Annotated in this window: 14 protein-coding genes; 2 read left to right on the forward strand and 12 right to left on the reverse strand. The window is 49.2% G+C overall.

Annotated elements, in window-relative coordinates; all coding sequences use genetic code 11:
* Positions 1–96: 96 nt before the first annotated feature.
* The 9 genes from WBM30_RS02400 to WBM30_RS02440 form a co-directional block, all read right to left on the reverse strand.
* Positions 97–1,287, reverse strand: coding sequence for a MalY/PatB family protein (locus WBM30_RS02400; RefSeq protein WP_424899195.1), 1,191 nt, complete (start codon positions 1,285–1,287; stop codon positions 97–99).
* 144 nt (positions 1,288–1,431) lie between these two features.
* Positions 1,432–3,099, reverse strand: a complete 1,668-nt coding sequence (locus WBM30_RS02405; RefSeq protein WP_424899196.1) for an FAD-dependent oxidoreductase — start codon at positions 3,097–3,099, stop codon at positions 1,432–1,434.
* Positions 3,100–3,128: 29 nt separating this feature from the next.
* On the reverse strand, positions 3,129–4,214 hold the full coding sequence (gene arsB, locus WBM30_RS02410; protein ID WP_424899197.1) for an ACR3 family arsenite efflux transporter: 1,086 nt from the start codon (positions 4,212–4,214) through the stop codon (positions 3,129–3,131).
* Between the two features lie 52 nt (positions 4,215–4,266).
* Positions 4,267–4,611, reverse strand: a complete 345-nt coding sequence (locus WBM30_RS02415; protein ID WP_424899198.1) for an ArsR/SmtB family transcription factor — start codon at positions 4,609–4,611, stop codon at positions 4,267–4,269.
* 100 nt (positions 4,612–4,711) lie between these two features.
* Positions 4,712–5,236 (reverse strand): arsenic metallochaperone ArsD family protein, encoded by a 525-nt coding sequence (locus WBM30_RS02420; RefSeq protein WP_424899199.1) that lies wholly within the window; start codon positions 5,234–5,236, stop codon positions 4,712–4,714.
* A gap of 177 nt (positions 5,237–5,413) precedes the next feature.
* On the reverse strand, positions 5,414–5,647 hold the full coding sequence (locus WBM30_RS02425) for a thioredoxin family protein (protein ID WP_086987221.1): 234 nt from the start codon (positions 5,645–5,647) through the stop codon (positions 5,414–5,416).
* A gap of 33 nt (positions 5,648–5,680) precedes the next feature.
* On the reverse strand, positions 5,681–6,685 hold the full coding sequence (locus WBM30_RS02430; RefSeq protein ID WP_086987220.1) for a permease: 1,005 nt from the start codon (positions 6,683–6,685) through the stop codon (positions 5,681–5,683).
* Positions 6,686–6,886: 201 nt separating this feature from the next.
* Positions 6,887–7,120, reverse strand: a complete 234-nt coding sequence (locus tag WBM30_RS02435) for a thioredoxin family protein (RefSeq protein WP_424899200.1) — start codon at positions 7,118–7,120, stop codon at positions 6,887–6,889.
* Positions 7,121–7,142: 22 nt separating this feature from the next.
* Positions 7,143–7,433: an ArsR/SmtB family transcription factor gene (locus WBM30_RS02440; protein WP_424899201.1), complete on the reverse strand. Its 291-nt coding sequence runs from the start codon at positions 7,431–7,433 to the stop codon at positions 7,143–7,145.
* A gap of 567 nt (positions 7,434–8,000) precedes the next feature.
* Here WBM30_RS02440 and WBM30_RS02445 point away from each other — a divergent pair.
* Positions 8,001–9,119, forward strand: a complete 1,119-nt coding sequence (locus WBM30_RS02445) for a 5-methyltetrahydropteroyltriglutamate--homocysteine S-methyltransferase (RefSeq protein WP_424899202.1) — start codon at positions 8,001–8,003, stop codon at positions 9,117–9,119.
* Between the two features lie 366 nt (positions 9,120–9,485).
* On the opposite strand, the gene WBM30_RS02450 is transcribed toward WBM30_RS02445, so the two are convergent.
* Positions 9,486–10,508 carry a serine hydrolase domain-containing protein gene (locus WBM30_RS02450; RefSeq protein WP_424899203.1) on the reverse strand — a complete coding sequence of 341 codons (1,023 nt, stop codon included), beginning with the start codon at positions 10,506–10,508 and terminating at the stop codon, positions 9,486–9,488.
* Positions 10,509–10,722: 214 nt separating this feature from the next.
* Between WBM30_RS02450 and WBM30_RS02455 the strand changes: the two genes are divergently transcribed.
* Positions 10,723–11,913, forward strand: coding sequence for an MFS transporter (locus tag WBM30_RS02455; RefSeq protein ID WP_424899204.1), 1,191 nt, complete (start codon positions 10,723–10,725; stop codon positions 11,911–11,913).
* 76 nt (positions 11,914–11,989) lie between these two features.
* Here the strand turns inward: WBM30_RS02455 and WBM30_RS02460 are convergent, their stop codons facing one another.
* Together WBM30_RS02460 and WBM30_RS02465 are read right to left on the reverse strand one after the other, a co-directional pair.
* The gene (locus tag WBM30_RS02460; RefSeq protein ID WP_424899417.1) at positions 11,990–14,605 is read right to left on the reverse strand and encodes a cation-translocating P-type ATPase; all 2,616 of its coding nucleotides are present in this window, start codon (positions 14,603–14,605) and stop codon (positions 11,990–11,992) included.
* Positions 14,606–15,041: 436 nt separating this feature from the next.
* Positions 15,042–16,280 carry a peptidase U32 family protein gene (locus WBM30_RS02465; protein WP_424899205.1) on the reverse strand — a complete coding sequence of 413 codons (1,239 nt, stop codon included), beginning with the start codon at positions 16,278–16,280 and terminating at the stop codon, positions 15,042–15,044.
* Positions 16,281–16,289 lie beyond the last annotated feature (9 nt).

Genomic DNA, 16,289 nt, shown 5'->3' on the forward strand with positions numbered 1-16,289 from the left:
CAAGCCTCCGTTCACCGGAGCAGCGCGCTGCTCGTGGGTTCCCCGCAAATCAAAGGCTGCCTCGCAACGAGACAGCCCACAGTTTTTCTATTGATTTTATTTCCGGTATTTTTGCATGACTGTGACTAGGCGTTCCATCGCTTCCATCAGCGTTTTCGTTGGAGCACCTAGGCTGATTCTCTCATATCCGCGACCCTCGTCCCCGAATATGTAGCCTTCATCCAGGAACACTTGCGCTTCCTGCTCTGTGATGGTTTCCAATTGCTTGTGCGACAAACCGAAGGCACTGAAGTCCATCCATTGCAGATAGGTTCCTTCCAGATCGAAGACGGTCACTTCAGGCAGTTCCTTCGCCAAGAAATCCTTTAACGTCTCGTGGTTGTGCCAAATCAAAGCTTTGAATTCTTCCAACCAGTCCTCGGCTGCCGTATAGGCAATTTCTGTCGCTTTCAAACCGATGACATTGGTTCCCCCGCCGATGCCGGTCATTTCCATATCCATCTTGAATGCCGTGTGGAGCTCCGGATTCGAAATGATGACATTGGAATTGCGCAGGCCCGCGATATTGAAGGACTTGCTGGCGGCGGTTGCCGTGATGCAGATGTCCGCTGCTGCTTCCGATATGGCTGCCATCGGCGTAAAGATATGCCCGGGCATGATCAGATCGTGGTGGATTTCATCCGCCAAAATCACGACATCATTGGCGGCGCAGATCTCGACCACTTGCGCCAGTTCCGCTTTGGTCCAGACGCGGCCGACCGGATTATGCGGGTTGCTGAACAGCATCAGCTTCGTGTTCGGATCTTTGGCTTTCTCGGCCAAGCCTTCAAAATCGATTTCGTAACGATCTCCGTTGCGGACCAACGAATTGTTGATCAACGTCCGTTTCGTGTTTTTGATTGACTTCATGAACGGGTAATAGACCGGTCCCATGTAAAGGACGCCGTCACCCGGTTCGGTGTATGCCCGGATAGCGGAATAGAACGCCGCGATGATGCCCGGTGTGCAGATGATCCATTCCTTCTTGATTTCCCAAGAATGGCGGTTGCCCATCCAGTTGATGATTGCACGGTAATAGTCTTCGGTCGGCAAATCGTAGCCCATCACGGCTGTTTCGATATATTCCTGCAGCCCTTTGACGATCTGCGGCGCTGTCTTTATGTCCAAATCCGCTACGGAAAAAGGAAAAACATCCTTTCCCACATTCGGATTGCTTCTGTACATGGCTGCCCATTTTTCGGAACCGGTGTTGCTCCGGTTGACGGGCGTTTCAAAATCATAATTCATGAATGCATCCTCCCAACATTTGACTTACTTTTCATTCTAACATTCGTTTTGACAATTGCTACCCCTAATCAGATTTTAATGCAAAGAAAATGGAGAATCCATTTTGGATACTCCATTTCTCCCATACATTCAGCGCCTCACCTATCAGCTTTTTCTTTTCAGCATTTTGAGGTAACTTTGATAATTTTTATTGCCGCCGGAAAGGTTGTAGACTTCCTGGAAGCCTAAATTGATCAGGACATTCTGAGCGGCATTTCCGGTTACTCCCTTATTGCAGTAGGTAACTGTCGGAATCTCTTTGGAAAGCTCACCGGCGCGTGCACGCAGTTCCCCTAATGGGATGTGGATTGCATCTTGGACGTGCCCCTTCTCGAAGTCCTTGGCGGAACGCGTGTCGACCACTTGGATGGTTTCGCCTTTATGTTGCGTTTCGACCAATTGGGCAGGCGTCATCAAAGGATTTCTGTGCAAGGCGTTATCCAACGCCATGCCTGTATAATGGATAGAATCTTTTGTCGTTGCGAACGGCGGGGCATAAGCCAGGTCCAAATGGAACAGATCTTCCGCTTTCGCCTTGAAGGTGATGGCCGTGGCAAGGACATCGATCCGTTTGTCCACACCTTGAGTTCCTACAATTTGAGCACCCAAAACGCGTCCGGAAGCTTTATCCGCCAAGGCCTTGATGATCAGTTCCTTGCCGCCAAGGTATTCAGCGTGGTCCGGTTTGATGTTGTAAAGGACTTCCACGGAATAACCGGCTGCCTTCGCTTCTCTTTCGGTCATGCCTGTCTGGCCGACATGCAGATTGAATACCCGGAAGATGCCGGTACCCAGCACCCCGCGGTGTTCCAAATTACCACCTGTAATCACATCACCGGCGATCCGTCCCATCTTGTTGGCCGTAGAGCCCAATGGACGGTAAATCGGTTTGCCTGTGATAACCGAGAAACTTTCAGCAACGTCTCCGACCGCATAAACATCCGGGATATTCGTCTGCATTTTGCTGTTGACGGCAACTGCACCCGTCGCTCCGATTGTGACGCCGATTTCCTTCGGCAGTTGGATATTCGGACGCACGCCGGCAGCCAAAATGACAATATCCGTTTCGATTGTGGCGCCTTTTGTCGTCACCACTTTTTTGACGGTCCCCTTACCCTCGATGGTCTTGACCGTATCCCCGAGGTGCAAATGCACCCCATTGGCCATCAGCACTTCTTCAACCCGGAAAGCCATATCCGCATCCATCGGCGGCATCACTTGATTTTCCAACTGAACAATGGTGACGTCCCAACCTTTATACACAAGTTGTTCGGCCATTTCCAGACCGATGAAACCAGCACCGATTATCAGTGCTTTTTTCGGTTGTTTCGCTTCCGAATAACTTTCAATATCGCGAAGGTCCTGGATGTTACGGACATGAAAGACATTGTCGTAGGCACCCTGATCGAACGGGGGAGGCGTAAGCGGCGCCGCACCTGTCGCAAAAACCAACACATCATAAGCGTCCTCTTTGATTTCGCCGGTCTTCAGATCTTTAACTTGAATCTTTTTGGCTTCATGATCCACTTTCATCACTTTATGTTCCGTAAAGATGGAAACATCATATCTCTTTTTGAACCATTTCGCATCACGCGGCGTCAGGCGATCCACTGAATCGACTTCCCCACCGATTTTGTAGGGGATACCGCAGACTGAATAGGAGATGTCCTTTCCTTGGTCATAGACGACTATTTCTGCCTCCTCTGTATTTCTGCGTGCTTTGGCTGCAACGGAAGTGCCCGCTGCTACTGAACCGATTACGATGATTTTCATAATAATTTCTCCTTTTCAGTTAAGGTGGTTTATTTTACCGTCTTTATAGGATTCACTACACTATTTTCTTCTCCGGGAAACCAGTGTCTTGTCGAATTGGCGATTTTCACCAAAATCAGCATCACCGGCACTTCCGTCAAGACGCCCACAACCGTCGCCAATGCTGCCGGAGAATCCATGCCGAACAACGCGATGGCAACCGCGACCGATAATTCAAAAAAGTTCGATGCGCCGATCATTCCGGCTGGTGCGGCGATTGCATATGGAAGCTTCAAGGCCTTGCTTGCAAAATAGGCGATAAAGAAAATCAGGAATGTCTGCAGGATCAAAGGCACTGCGATCATCAAAATGTGCAACGGGTTCTCCAGAATAACCTCTCCTTGGAAAGAGAACAGCAAGACCAGCATCAACAAAAGCCCTGCAGTAGTTGCACCATCAAATTTCGAAAGAAAATCTTTTTCGAAATAAGCGACGCCTTTTTTCTTTGTGACGAAGATCCGCGTCAAAACGCCACCGACCAACGGAATCACAACGAACAACACGACGGACAGGATCAAGGTATCCCAAGGAACTGTAACATTGCTGACGCCCAATAAAAATTTGACGATTGGGATAAATACAACCAGGATGATCAGATCATTGGTCGCTACTTGGACGACTGTGTACGCCGGATTGCCTTTTGTCAATTGGCTCCAGACAAAGACCATCGCGGTACACGGGGCGGCTCCCAAGAGGATCGCACCGGCCAAATATTCCGTCGCCAACTCGGGCGTAATGAAATTTTTGAAGACGACAAAGAAGAAAAACGCGGATATGGCGTACATGGTAAAAGGCTTGATCAGCCAGTTCACTACCCAAGTGACATACAACCCTTTCGGATTCTTTCCGACATCCCGGACGCTTTGGAAGTCCACTTTCATCATCATCGGATAGATCATGACCCAGATCAACACGGCTGTCGGGATCGAGACGTTCGCATATTCAAATTTCCCGAAGAATTCAGGTATGGCCGGCAGATATTTACCGACCAGAACCCCCACCACCATACAGATTGCTACCCAGACACTCAGATATTTATTGAAGAATGAAATGCTTGTTTGCTCTTTGCCACTCATATTATTATACCCCCATTTATTTTTTTTCGCTCTTTTCAGCACCATTTTATCGTCACTTGATCAGTTCTTTTTCTTCCGTTCTGCACACAGCTTTTGCCCGTACAGGTTCACAGATGCATGCCGGTGTATTGGCCATCAGTTCTGCTGTATCCGTCTTGAATTTTTCGAAGGCGCCTTTATTCAGGTCGTAATAATGCCACGTGCCGGATTTTTCCGTCGTCACCAGTCCCGCCTTCACCAACAGATTGATGTGATGGGACAAAGTAGGCTGGGTAAAATCGAAATGTTCCAGTATGTCGCAGGCACACATGGCCCCGCAGGAAAGCATATCGACAATTTTGACGCGCTTCGGGTCGGCCAAAGCCTTTGCGATTTTTGCATAATTTTCATAATCCATTGTTGCTGATACTCCTTTTTATATAGACGTTTTTCTATCTATGCTGGAAAAAGAAACGCGAGCCGGGGATATCCCCGAATCACGCGTATTCTGTATCGTTCTAACAGCAACCACCATTACCGCAAGCGCAAGAGCCCTTGCTTGCTGTTGCAGCTTCCTCATGCTTGTGGTTATGGTGATGGCCATGGCCACCACAGCCGCAGCCACCTTTTTCGCTGCGGCCGCAACCGCAACCTGACTCTTCTTTTTCTAATTTTTCTGTTTCGGCAAATTCCTCAGAACCGCCACAACCACAGCCTCCGCAACCACAAGAGCCTTCCGATTCTTCAATAAAGCGGACGCCGATGTAGCTTGTGATTTCATCGTTGGTCGGATAGCCTCCGCTTTTGACGATTTCTCCGTCCACGACTGTGATCGGCAACACGCTATTGCCTTCTGCCTCGATTTTTTCGTTAACAACCTTGTTGAGCGCGAACTGATCCGCGTCATCGGTCAAATTAAAAAGCAATGCCTCGTAGTTCTCCAAATCCGCCAAGGCCTCGATTACTGCTGCAATGCGCAGGGCATCCTGGCTGCTGAACAAGCTGCTGCTTGTTTCCGGTTCAAAAATAGTGATGTTTGTCATTTTTCGTGTCTCCTTATTCTCTTTCTATTTAAAGGTGAAGCTTGTATTGATTTCAATTAAATATTGGTACTCTTATAATATAGATTTTCTTCTATCTATAGTCAATGCTGAATTCAACAAGAAACAAAAAAAGTGCGGGGATAAATGTTTCACTTCCCCACACTTTTGATAACTTGCTTATTTTTTCAACATTTCTGCGATTTCTTCCGTACTGGCGACTTTACCGTAGGATACGACTTTCTCGTCGATGACCAATCCCGGTGTACGCATGATGCCATATTTGGCGATGTCCTTCATGTCGGTCACTTTTGTGATGGTCGCTTCCATCCCCAATTCCTTCAATGCCTCTTCCGTATTTTTGGCCAGATTCACGCAATTTTTGCAGCCTATACCCAAAATTTTGATTTCCATGATGATTCCTCCAGCTTATTATTTTTGATTTGATTACATAAAAATAGGTCCCAAGAAATTGAACACATAGCCGATGATGACAATGCCGACTGCCACAATCCCAAAGAAAAGCCCCAACAATTTCGGTTTGACGACCTGCTTCAGCATGACCATCGACGGCAAGGACAACGCCGTCACGCCCATCATGAAGGACAATACGGTTCCCAATCCGACACCTTTTGCGACAAGCGCTTCGGAGATGGGCAGCGTCCCGAAAATATCCGCGTACATCGGAATGCCGACGAATGTTGCCACCAATACCGAATACCATTTATCCTGGCCCAATAGAGCTGTGATGACAGATTCCGGAATCCAGTTGTGGATGGCAGCCCCGATGCCGACCCCAAGAAGCACGTAAATCCATACTTTCTGGACGACTTCCTTCACCTGATCGACCGCATAATCGACACGGTCTTTCCTTGTCAACTCGGCTTCCTCCAGTTCAATTGTCGGGCTGCCGAACACAAAGGATTCGACCTGGTCCTCCAGGTGCGCTTTCCCGATGAAGGTTCCGCCGACAACCGCAAGGATCAATCCCACAACGACATAGGCAATGGCAATCTTCCAGTTGAAGATGCTGGCCAAGAGGATGATCGATGCCAAATCGACAAGCGGTGAAGAGATCAGGAACGAAAACGTCACACCCAACGGCAAGCCTGATCCGGTGAACCCGATGAAAAGCGGAATTGAAGAACAGGAACAGAACGGTGTAATCGTCCCCAATAATGCCGCCAGAATATTGGCGGTGATTCCATCAAAGCGTCCCAATATTTTCTTCGTCCGCTCAGGTGGAAAGAAGCTTTGCACGTATGAAATGGAAAAAATCAGCACCGACAACAGAATGAAAATTTTGATGACGTCGTAGATGAAGAAATGGATACTGGCGCCTACCCTACTGGCGAGGTCCAATCCGAAGACATCCCGGACAAGCACACCGACCAAATCGCTGAGCCACTGCATTTTTAATAACTGATCATTTAACCATTGAAAAATTCCCATGATGAACTGCACCTTCTAATTTATATTTTTCCACCTATCACATAGATGTTTATCTATGTAATAGTATACGCCGGCACATAGATAAATGTCAATGTGTTATTTTCGGGTAGTTGATGGCTTCAAAAAAGCTGCGATCATGCCGGAGCCAAACCCCGATTTTCGCAGCTTTTCCATCCAAAGATAGGTGTATTTCTCTGTTCGTCACTTTTGCAGCAGTTCTGCAATGTGCTTGGGCGTCAAGATCCGCCCATAGGAGACGACCTTTTCATTGATGACCAGCCCCGGTGTCTGCATGATGCCGTATTTTGCGATTTCTTTCGGGTCTTCCACTTTGGTGATGGTGGCTTCCATGCCAATTGTCTTCAGTGCCTCGGTTGCATTTGCCTGTAGTTTCTCGCAGTTGCGGCATCCTGGTCCCAGTATTTTGATTTCCATTTCCATCCCCTGCTCTCTCGTGCTATACAGTTGTGTTTTGCTTGGCCATTGTCTGAAAAAAGTCCTTCAGTTCATCCAACTTTTCATGATTCACGGAATATTTGACCCAAATACCATCTTTTCTGCTGTCCACAAGGCCGCAATCTTTCATCATCTTCATGTGATAAGACAAGGTTGGTTGTGTGATTGAAAATTGATCCAATAACGCACAGGCGCACATTTCGCCTTCCGACAATAAATCCATGATTTCCAATCTGGTTTCGTCCGATAATACTTTCAGATATTTCGCATATGTTTTGTATTCGATTGCCATATTTATTTCCTCTTTTCCTGCTGTCATTTAAGGCACTTCAGCTCGCTCCGTCGATCTTGGCGGCCTGCACATAGACATCTATCTATGTGCAGTATATACCCTCACAACATGAATTGCAATTCCCTTCTTGGACAGAAAAAAAGCATGTTAAAATGACTCAAGATGAAAAATTGATGAAAAAAGGTTTGACTGATTCTTATCCGCTTGTTATTATGTATTTAAATTTCAAAATAAATTCACATTGAAAAGATAAGTACGGATGGACGAAATGCACAGAGAACCTCGGCAGTTGAGAAGAGGACAGGGATGCTATCCGGAAAATGGTCTTCGAGTGAGTGGACGGCGAACGCTCTTTTAGAACCTTAGCCCTCCACGGGAATGCCCGTTACAGCATCACAGTATCCCGGAACAGCGATTTGCTGCGGCGTACTGGTTAAGGGAAAAATCGAGAGGTTTTTCTGAAACAAGGTGGTAACACGATGAATCTTTCATACGTCCTTGCGCAGCACAATGCGCAAGGACGTATTTTTTTGCAAAAAAATACAAAAAAGAAAGCAGGAAAATATCATGACAACACAGACAACTTTAAGCAGAACGAAAGCGCCATTCCGCGCAGACCACGTAGGAAGCTTCCTGCGTCCCGAAAGCATCAAAAAAGCCCGCAAAGAGCTGGCTGAAGGCTCAATCACGAAGGAAGCCTTGCGCGAAATCGAAAATATTGAGATCACGCGCATCGTCGACAAACAGATTGAGCTTGGCTACACAGGCATCACGGACGGCGAGTTCAGACGCTCTTATTGGCATTTTGATTTTCTTGAGAATCTCTTGGGCTTTGAAGGTTATCTTGCGGCGCAAGGAAAACAATTCCACAACGTTGTGACCAGCGCCCACAGCGTGCGCAATATCGGCAAGATCGCCTTTAATCCGGAACACCCCTTCTTTGCGGACTATGCTTTCTTGGCTGAAGCAGTCGGCGACAGAGCCGTTGCGAAAGTATCGATCCCGAGCCCGAACCAATTGATCCGCCTCGGTTTCCGCAACGAAGAAATCTATCCTACTTTGGAAGAGTACGCTGCCGACCTGCAGCAGGCATACCGCGACACGATCCTGCACTTCTATTCGCTGGGTAACCGTTACATCCAGATTGATGACACTTTCTGGGGCGACCTTTGTTCGGACAAAGCGCTGGAAATTTTCGGCTCTCAGGAAACTTACGATGAATTGAAACGCGTCGCTACTGAAAACGTCAAAAACATCCAGATCGGTTTGCCTGAAGATCTAGTCGTCACGACGCATATTTGCCGCGGTAACTTCCGCTCATCCTATTCGCAGGAAGGCGCTTATGAGCCTGTTGCGAAAGAGCTGTTCGGCGAAACCGGCTATGACGGCTTCTTCCTGGAATACGACACCGACCGCGCCGGCGGATTCGAACCATTGCGCTACTACAAAGGCGACGGCCAAATCATCCTAGGTCTTGTAACTTCAAAGACACCGGAATTGGAAGATAGCGACGAAGTCAAAGCGCGTATCGCTGAAGCTGCTAAATTCGTGCCTTTGGAACAATTATGCCTGAGCCCGCAATGCGGCTTCGCTTCAACCGAAGAAGGAAACAATCTGACGGAAGAACAACAATGGGCGAAATTGGCATTGGTCAAACAAATCGCTGACGAAGTCTGGGGCGACTGACACTTAGTTGAATTGTTGGGTCGGAGCACCTAACAATCCCTACAACAAAAAAACGCATCACCACTCAATTTCTGAGTGGTGATGCGTTTTTTTGCATGGCATCGTGCAGGTGTTGGCTGTACCCAAGAGTCCGGTCGTTAGATTTCATGTGAATATTCTCATTTGCTACTATTCAAAATGTTAATGAGCTGTCATACTATATTCAGAGTATCACTGTATACTCTGAAGTTACTGAGAGAATTTACTCTTTTTCTTTAGACCTCCGAACCGGATCGGTGAAGCTGCAACTTCGCCGTCCACTTTCTGAAGAAATTCGTCCATCCAAGGACAGCAAAAAAATGCCACCCAAAAAGTGGCGTTTTTTTGTTATTTCATTTTCCCCTCATTGGCTTCCTTCAGATAAATTGCAATCAGCTCATCGCGGACCGCTATCCATTCCGGTCTGCGGTCTTCGAGGTGGACCCGGTTCGAAAGCAGCAGGAATGCTTTTTGCCGGTTGGGATCCAGTATCATGAAGGTACCGGTGTAGCCGGTATGCCACAACACAAAGTCTTCCCCATCCTGAAACAGGTTCCATCCCAAGGAGCGCGGCTGGCCTTGGACATTTCCCCAATCCTGCAGCAAGGCTTGGACAGTCTCTTTCCGCAAGATTCGCTGGACTTCCCACTCCCCAAAATGCAGCAGCATCTGACTGAATCGGATCAGATCCTGCATCGTCGCAAACAGACCGGCGCTCCCGCAGTGTCCGCCCAGGATCACTGCTTTGGGGTCGTGTACCATACCGCGGATCATCCCTCTGTTCGGATGGTTTTGTGTCGGAACGCAGCTCATCGGATCGGTTGGTCGGTAGCTGCTCGCCGTCATGGCAAGCGGACGCTTGATGCGTTGCTCAAAATTGTCCGCCACCGATTTCCCGGTCAGCTTCTCGATGATAAAGCCTGCTAGGATCAAACCGGTGTCGGTATAGAACACTTTTTTGCCTAGGTGCTCTCCAGGCTCAAGGGCGATCAAGGCGGTGGCGAGTTCCTCGGCCGACAGCGCATCGCGATTTTTGATGTAGCCTTTCAAATCTGACGTGTGCGTCAGCAAATGACGGATCGTTACCGCAGCGGAAGGGAATGCTGGCAGATAAGCCTGTACCGGATCCTCGAAGCTGATTTCCCCCTCCTCATGGAGCTGGAGCAGCAGCGTCGTCGTGACGATCACCTTCGTCAAAGAAGCCACATCATAGAGCATGCCCTCCCGCAAGGCTTCCCGCTCGGGCAGGATCGCCGCTGACCCAATCAGCTGGGTTTCCGTTTCGTCCTTATCGATGAAGGTGTAGGTCGCCCCTGGGAAAACATTTCCTTCCAGCATCTCGGCGATTTTCTTTTGGGTTTCTGGATACATCAGCAAGCGCCTCCTTTCCACTACTATAGTTACCTATCATTATAACGCATCCGAAGCCTGATGCGCGGTACCTTTCGAACGCTTTTTACAATTTCGGGGAAGAATGGCGCGAGATTTGCGAAGCACTTTTCAATTTAAGAAAGAAACAGCTTTATCAGCGGATCATGTGTTAGAATATTGTATACTAGTGAACTTATTGGGGGAATGTAATTCGATGGGGTATTTTAAGGAGCGTCTGTATCAGCAATACGTGATATTATTCATCTTCTACTTTATGTCCATGGCGGCTTTATCATCATTGATCACCGTCTACATGCGCGACATGGGAAAAAGCGGGTCGGAAATTTCATTCATCCTTATCCTTTCAAACATAATCGCACTTATCATCCAAGGACTTATCGGGTATTCAAATGAAAAATGGGGAACCCGTAAAACGGTCACCATCTATGTGTTGATTTCAGCTTTAATCAGCTGTGGACTCTTTTTCTTCACAGGTAACTGGCTCTTCGGGCTCGTGTATGGTTTGGCGAACGCCATCACCTTGGGGCTTGCACCGCTGTTCGATGTGCTTGCGGCCAATAGCCCTTACAGATTCGGCCAGATTCGCCTCTGGGGAACAATCGGCTATGCGGCCGGACAACAGATTTCTGGGATCATCTACGATTTTGTATCCCCGAAATCGATTTTTGTGCTCTATCTCGCCTGTTATTTTGCAAGCATTGTGTTCCTTTATCTATTGCCTAAACCGGATCAAGTAGCTTCCTCTCCCGTACATTCATCCGAGAAGCAGGAGGATACTTCCGGAGGCAATACACTCAAGAACATCTTCCAGAACAAACTATTCATCACTTATCTGCTTTTGGCGTTCATCATTTTCGGCACGAACACGGTCAACACCAGTTATCTGCCGTTGCTATTGACCGATACGGGCGCTCCGGTCGCACTTGTCAGCACAACCCTGACAGTTGCCCTGTTTGCGGAAGTCATCGCGATGGCTTTTTCGCATCGTTTCATGGACCATTTCACGAACAAACAGCTCCTTCTGGCCATTTTGTTCCTGTCGGGGACAGAGTATCTGATCAATTTCCTGTCGAGCGACTTTTTGGTACTTTCCATAGCGACCGTCTTGACCAAATTTTTCGCTTCCGGGACCTTCATCATGCTGAACCTCAAGATGGTCTCCACCTTGTTGAACCGGAAACTGATTGCTACGGGAACGGCCGTTGTCGCGATGTTCTCCAGGAACATCGGCACCATCTTCTTCCAATTGATGGCCGGCCCCATCATCGATCAAATCGGGCTGAATTATCTTTATCTGCTCCTTTTCGTCTTCACGGTCATAGCTGCAGTGATTGCCTTGCTGTTCAAAGTACCGGCTCAGCCGAAAGAACGACTTTTTTCTTGATGATATCTTAATCGCAAAAACGGCCCGGGAATCAAATTTCCCGGGCCGTTTTTTTGCTTTTCTGTTTGAGAATTTATCAGTTTCTGACTCGGTTGATGATCAGCTTCGTCGCTTCCATCAATACGACAGCCGCCAAGGCCAAGCCTGCTGCTATACCAAACTGTACCAAACTGAAGTCGGCCGGTATCGAGAAGATGCCGCGCACCGCCGGAAGCAACGTCACTGCGTACAGGGTGCTGCAGAAAGCTACCGCATAAAGGACATATTTGTTGGCAAAGAAGCCTGCGCCGATGGCCGTCTGGGAATTCGAACGGGCCGGGAATGTCTGCAGTGTTCGGGCGATGATCAATGTAGAGAACGCCATGGCTACACTCATCTCAGCCGAGTAGCCGCGCCCGATGAATTGCGAAAGGATGACGGCTGCGCCGATCAGCACCCCCCGGTAGATGACCGAAACGAGCGTATCGCCGGAGAAGATTCCCTCGTTCGGATTCCTTGGTTTGCGGGACATCACGTCAGGCTCACCCTTTTCCATCCCCAAAGCAATCGCGGGAATGGAATCATTGACCAAGTTGATGAACAGCAGCTGCAAGGCAGTGAACGGATTCACCCAATCCATCAGGAGAGCCGCGATAATGGCGATGATCGCCCCCAGATTTCCAGAGAAGAGATAGGCGATGGCTTTCTTGATGTTGTCGTAGACGTTCCGGCCGACTCCGACCGCGCTGACGATGGAAACAAAATTGTCGTCGGTCAGCACCATCGCTGCCGCCTCTTTCGCTACATCCGTTCCGCTACCCATGGCGATGCCGATGTCAGCCTGCTTCAAAGCCGGCGCATCATTCACCCCATCACCCGTCATTGCGGTGACATGACCTTTGTTCTGCCAAGCGCGGACAATCCGGATTTTGTTTTCGGGGGATACCCGGGCATAGACGGATACCCGCTCCAAGATGCCATCCAATTCCCGATCGCTGAGGTTGTCCAGCTCTTGTCCAGTCAAAGCGAGGTCCTCCTCGTCCGCAATGCCGATGTCGCGGGCGATTGCGCGCGCCGTCGTTTTGTGATCGCCGGTGATCATCACAGTCTTGATGCCGGCCTTCTTCGATTCCTCAACCGCGGCGTATACCGCTTCGCGGGGCGGATCAATCATCGCCATGAGACCTACTAGGATCAGATCGTGCTCCACATTAAAATCAAGTGCCTCTTTTTCATCCAACGGCCTGTAAGCGAAAGCCAATACACGAAGGGCGCGATGCGAGAACTGTTCATTCTGTTCTTTGATTTTTTCCAATAGTTCCTTCGTCAAAGGCAACACGTCACCGTTCATCAATACATGGGTGCTGCGCCCAAACACGACATCAGGTCCGCCCTTAGTCAGGAGCAAACGTTCGCCGTCGATCGTATGAACCGTTGACATAAGCTTCCGTTCTGAATCGAATGGCAGTTCAGCTTCGCGGGGATAGGCTGTCCGCAACTCGTCAAAGGGCTGGTTTACTTTGTTGCTGAAGGCGACCATGGCAACTTCCGTGGGATCCCCCAATTCCTGCCCTTCCGTGTTGATGCTGGCATCATTGGCCAAGACAGCAATCTGCATCAGTCGTTGCTCATCGAATGACCACGTTGGCGGATGACCATTGAAAGCACCGGATTGGCCATTCGCCAAATAGTGATCGACGATTGTCATCTTGTTCTGCGTCAAGGTTCCGGTTTTGTCGGTGGCGATGATGCTGGTCGACCCCAATGTTTCTACTGCAGACAACTTGCGGATGATTGCATGTTGCTTGGCCATCTTTTTCGTACCTATCGAAAGGACGATCGTCACGATCGACTGCAGTGCTTCCGGAATGGCAGCAACAGCAACGGCTACAGCGAACATGAAGGCGCTCAAAATGCCTGCGTCCATATCCGTTGTGCCTTCTCCCATCATGCGGATGAACTGAATACCGAAAATGATGCCGGAAAGCACGAGGATTCCCACGCCCAACCTTTTGCTGAAATGCTCCAGATTCTTTTGGAGCGGTGTTTGCTTGGACAGCGCATTTTCCAATAGGTTCGCCACTTTGCCGATTTCGGTGTCGTTGGCGATGCCCGTAACCACGAACTCGCCCCGGCCGTATACCGTCAGCGTCCCACTGTACACCATATTGAAGCGATCCCCTATAGGCACGGCGCCGTTGATATCCTTCACTTCCTTGTCCGCAGGGAGGGACTCCCCTGTCAGCATCCCTTCATCCACCTTGAGCGAACTGGCTTCAAACAGCCGGCCGTCTGCAGGGACATAATCGCCGGCGTCGAGGCTGACGATGTCGCCGACAACCAATTCCCTTGCCGGAATGGTCAGCCTTGCGCCAGCCCTTCTCACCTTAGCCATCGGAGCGGACAGGCTCTTCAAGGCATCCAGCGAACCTTCCGCTTTGCGGGTCTGGATGACGCTGACGACTGCATTGATCATCAGCACAGCAAAAATAATCAAGGATTCCGCCGCATGTCCCATGACCATCTGAATCGTGGCGACCGCCAGCAATACGATGACCATCGCATCCTTGAACGTCTCAACAAACAACTTCAGAACCGAATCCCGTTCCTTCGTCGCCAGTTCGTTGAATCCACGTTCTGCCTGTCGAGTTTCGACGACCTGCTCATTGAGTCCTTCCCTAGTGCTGCCAGTTTCCGCAAAAATCGTCTCCATGCTTTTCTGGTATGCCGCCAAGGAAGTTCCCCCCGGCTTGTTCTTATGCGGATGGCCCGCATTTTGTTTTACTTCTATTGTTTTTGTGCTTATTCTTTCGTTTTCCATTCGTAAGCCTCCTGTTGGGTCATCTATTTTTATCGTTCACCGTTGCATCAATTATCCCCATCGTTGTACCACGTCTCTGCCGCTTTCACCCACTTTCCTCCGCAATTGAGAAACAAAAAAGAGACTTACGCGCTACCGTCTCTCTCAAGAAACGGTAGGCGTAAGTCTCACTATTTAAGGCAACACCAGAAGACCCTCTCGGATCTACTTATTGTTGGCATTGCCGCAGCATGGCTGCTAGTTACTCCCTTACGGAAAAACTTCTATTCAGTTCTTAATCACTATAAACGGCAAGCCTGAAAAAAGCAAATCTGAAGTCTTCGATTGTCTATTTCTTTTTGCGAATCATATCAAAGCGTTCAACCACGAAAGGAACCTTCATCTTAACGATCATCATGGCGTTAGGCGCACGGTCGATCGCTTCATCGTGTTCGTTCCAGATGGCTTCCACAGTCAGTACGTTGTGGCGCAATCCCGGTCCGTAGAATTCGATTTCGTCGCCGACACCGAAATTGTTCCGCTGCTGGATCGTAGCCATCTGCGTTTCCGGATCGTATGCCATCACTTGGCCGATGAAACCGTAGCGCGGAATTTTGCGGCGCTGGCCGAAGAGTTGTTCATCCTCGGTCGGATCTTTATAGAAGAAACCGGTCGCCAATTCGCGCTGCGCAACTTTCCACAATTCATCCACCCATTCCTGCTTCAGTTCGTAATGGTCCGGATCGGCGCAGTAAGCATCCACGGCTTTACGATAAACATTAACTACCGTCGAAACGTAATGGATCGATTTCATGCGACCTTCGATTTTCAGGCTGTCGACGCCGCTCTCGATCAAATCGGGCAGGTGCTCCAGCATCGACAGATCGACGGCACTCATGGAGAATTTTTCTTCGATGCCTTCTTCGCCGGCACCTACAGGGTTCTGCTGTCCCAACAACGGCATATCGAACAAGCCATATTTCCAACGGCAAGACTGCGCGCAGCCTCCGCGGTTGGCATCACGGTTCGACATGTGGTTGGACAGGACACAACGGCCCGAGTAGGAGATGCACATCGCCCCATGGACGAAGGCTTCGATTTCGACATCGGTCTTCTCGTTCATTTCCTGAATTTCTGCCATCGATACTTCACGGGCCAACACGACGCGCTCCAAGCCTTCGCTCGCCCAAAAATTGAGCGTTTGATAGTTGGTCGCGGAAGCCTGTGTCGACAAATGGATCGGCAAGCCGGGTGCGTCGGTCACGGCGATTTCCATCAGCGCCGGATCTGAAATCAGGACCGCGTCGATGCCGATATCGCGGATCGTACGGAAGAATTCGCCTGCGCCTTCCTCGTTGCCTTCATGGGTGACCATATTTGCGGCGACATAAATCTTCGAACCATGGCTATGCGCAAAAGCGACTGCTTCCGCCATTTCCTCATAGTCGAAATTGCCTGCGCGGCTGCGCAAACCGTACGCTTCTCCACCGATATAGACGGCATCAGCTCCGTAATGGATGGCTGTCTTCAATTTTTCCAATGTTCCGCCCGGGGCCAAGACCTCGGGCTTCTTTGTTATTGTTCGCATGTATATACA

It is taken from the genome of Trichococcus sp., from assembly GCF_049684335.1.
Lineage (GTDB): Bacteria > Bacillota > Bacilli > Lactobacillales > Aerococcaceae > Trichococcus.

Excerpts from the sequence above, each read along its gene's own strand:
- WBM30_RS02400 (WP_424899195.1), bottom strand. The coding sequence starts at position 1,287 with ATGAATTATGATTTTGAAACGCCCGTCAACCGGAGCAACACCGGTTCC.
- WBM30_RS02405 (WP_424899196.1), bottom strand. The coding sequence starts at position 3,099 with ATGAAAATCATCGTAATCGGTTCAGTAGCAGCGGGCACTTCCGTTGCA.
- arsB (WP_424899197.1), bottom strand. The coding sequence starts at position 4,214 with ATGAGTGGCAAAGAGCAAACAAGCATTTCATTCTTCAATAAATATCTG.
- WBM30_RS02415 (WP_424899198.1), bottom strand. The coding sequence starts at position 4,611 with ATGGATTATGAAAATTATGCAAAAATCGCAAAGGCTTTGGCCGACCCG.
- WBM30_RS02420 (WP_424899199.1), bottom strand. The coding sequence starts at position 5,236 with ATGACAAACATCACTATTTTTGAACCGGAAACAAGCAGCAGCTTGTTC.
- WBM30_RS02425 (WP_086987221.1), bottom strand. The coding sequence starts at position 5,647 with ATGGAAATCAAAATTTTGGGTATAGGCTGCAAAAATTGCGTGAATCTG.
- WBM30_RS02430 (WP_086987220.1), bottom strand. The coding sequence starts at position 6,685 with ATGGGAATTTTTCAATGGTTAAATGATCAGTTATTAAAAATGCAGTGG.
- WBM30_RS02435 (WP_424899200.1), bottom strand. The coding sequence starts at position 7,120 with ATGGAAATCAAAATACTGGGACCAGGATGCCGCAACTGCGAGAAACTA.
- WBM30_RS02440 (WP_424899201.1), bottom strand. The coding sequence starts at position 7,433 with ATGGCAATCGAATACAAAACATATGCGAAATATCTGAAAGTATTATCG.
- WBM30_RS02445 (WP_424899202.1), top strand. The coding sequence starts at position 8,001 with ATGACAACACAGACAACTTTAAGCAGAACGAAAGCGCCATTCCGCGCA.
- WBM30_RS02450 (WP_424899203.1), bottom strand. The coding sequence starts at position 10,508 with ATGTATCCAGAAACCCAAAAGAAAATCGCCGAGATGCTGGAAGGAAAT.
- WBM30_RS02455 (WP_424899204.1), top strand. The coding sequence starts at position 10,723 with ATGGGGTATTTTAAGGAGCGTCTGTATCAGCAATACGTGATATTATTC.
- WBM30_RS02460 (WP_424899417.1), bottom strand. The coding sequence starts at position 14,605 with ATGGAGACGATTTTTGCGGAAACTGGCAGCACTAGGGAAGGACTCAAT.
- WBM30_RS02465 (WP_424899205.1), bottom strand. The coding sequence starts at position 16,280 with ATGCGAACAATAACAAAGAAGCCCGAGGTCTTGGCCCCGGGCGGAACA.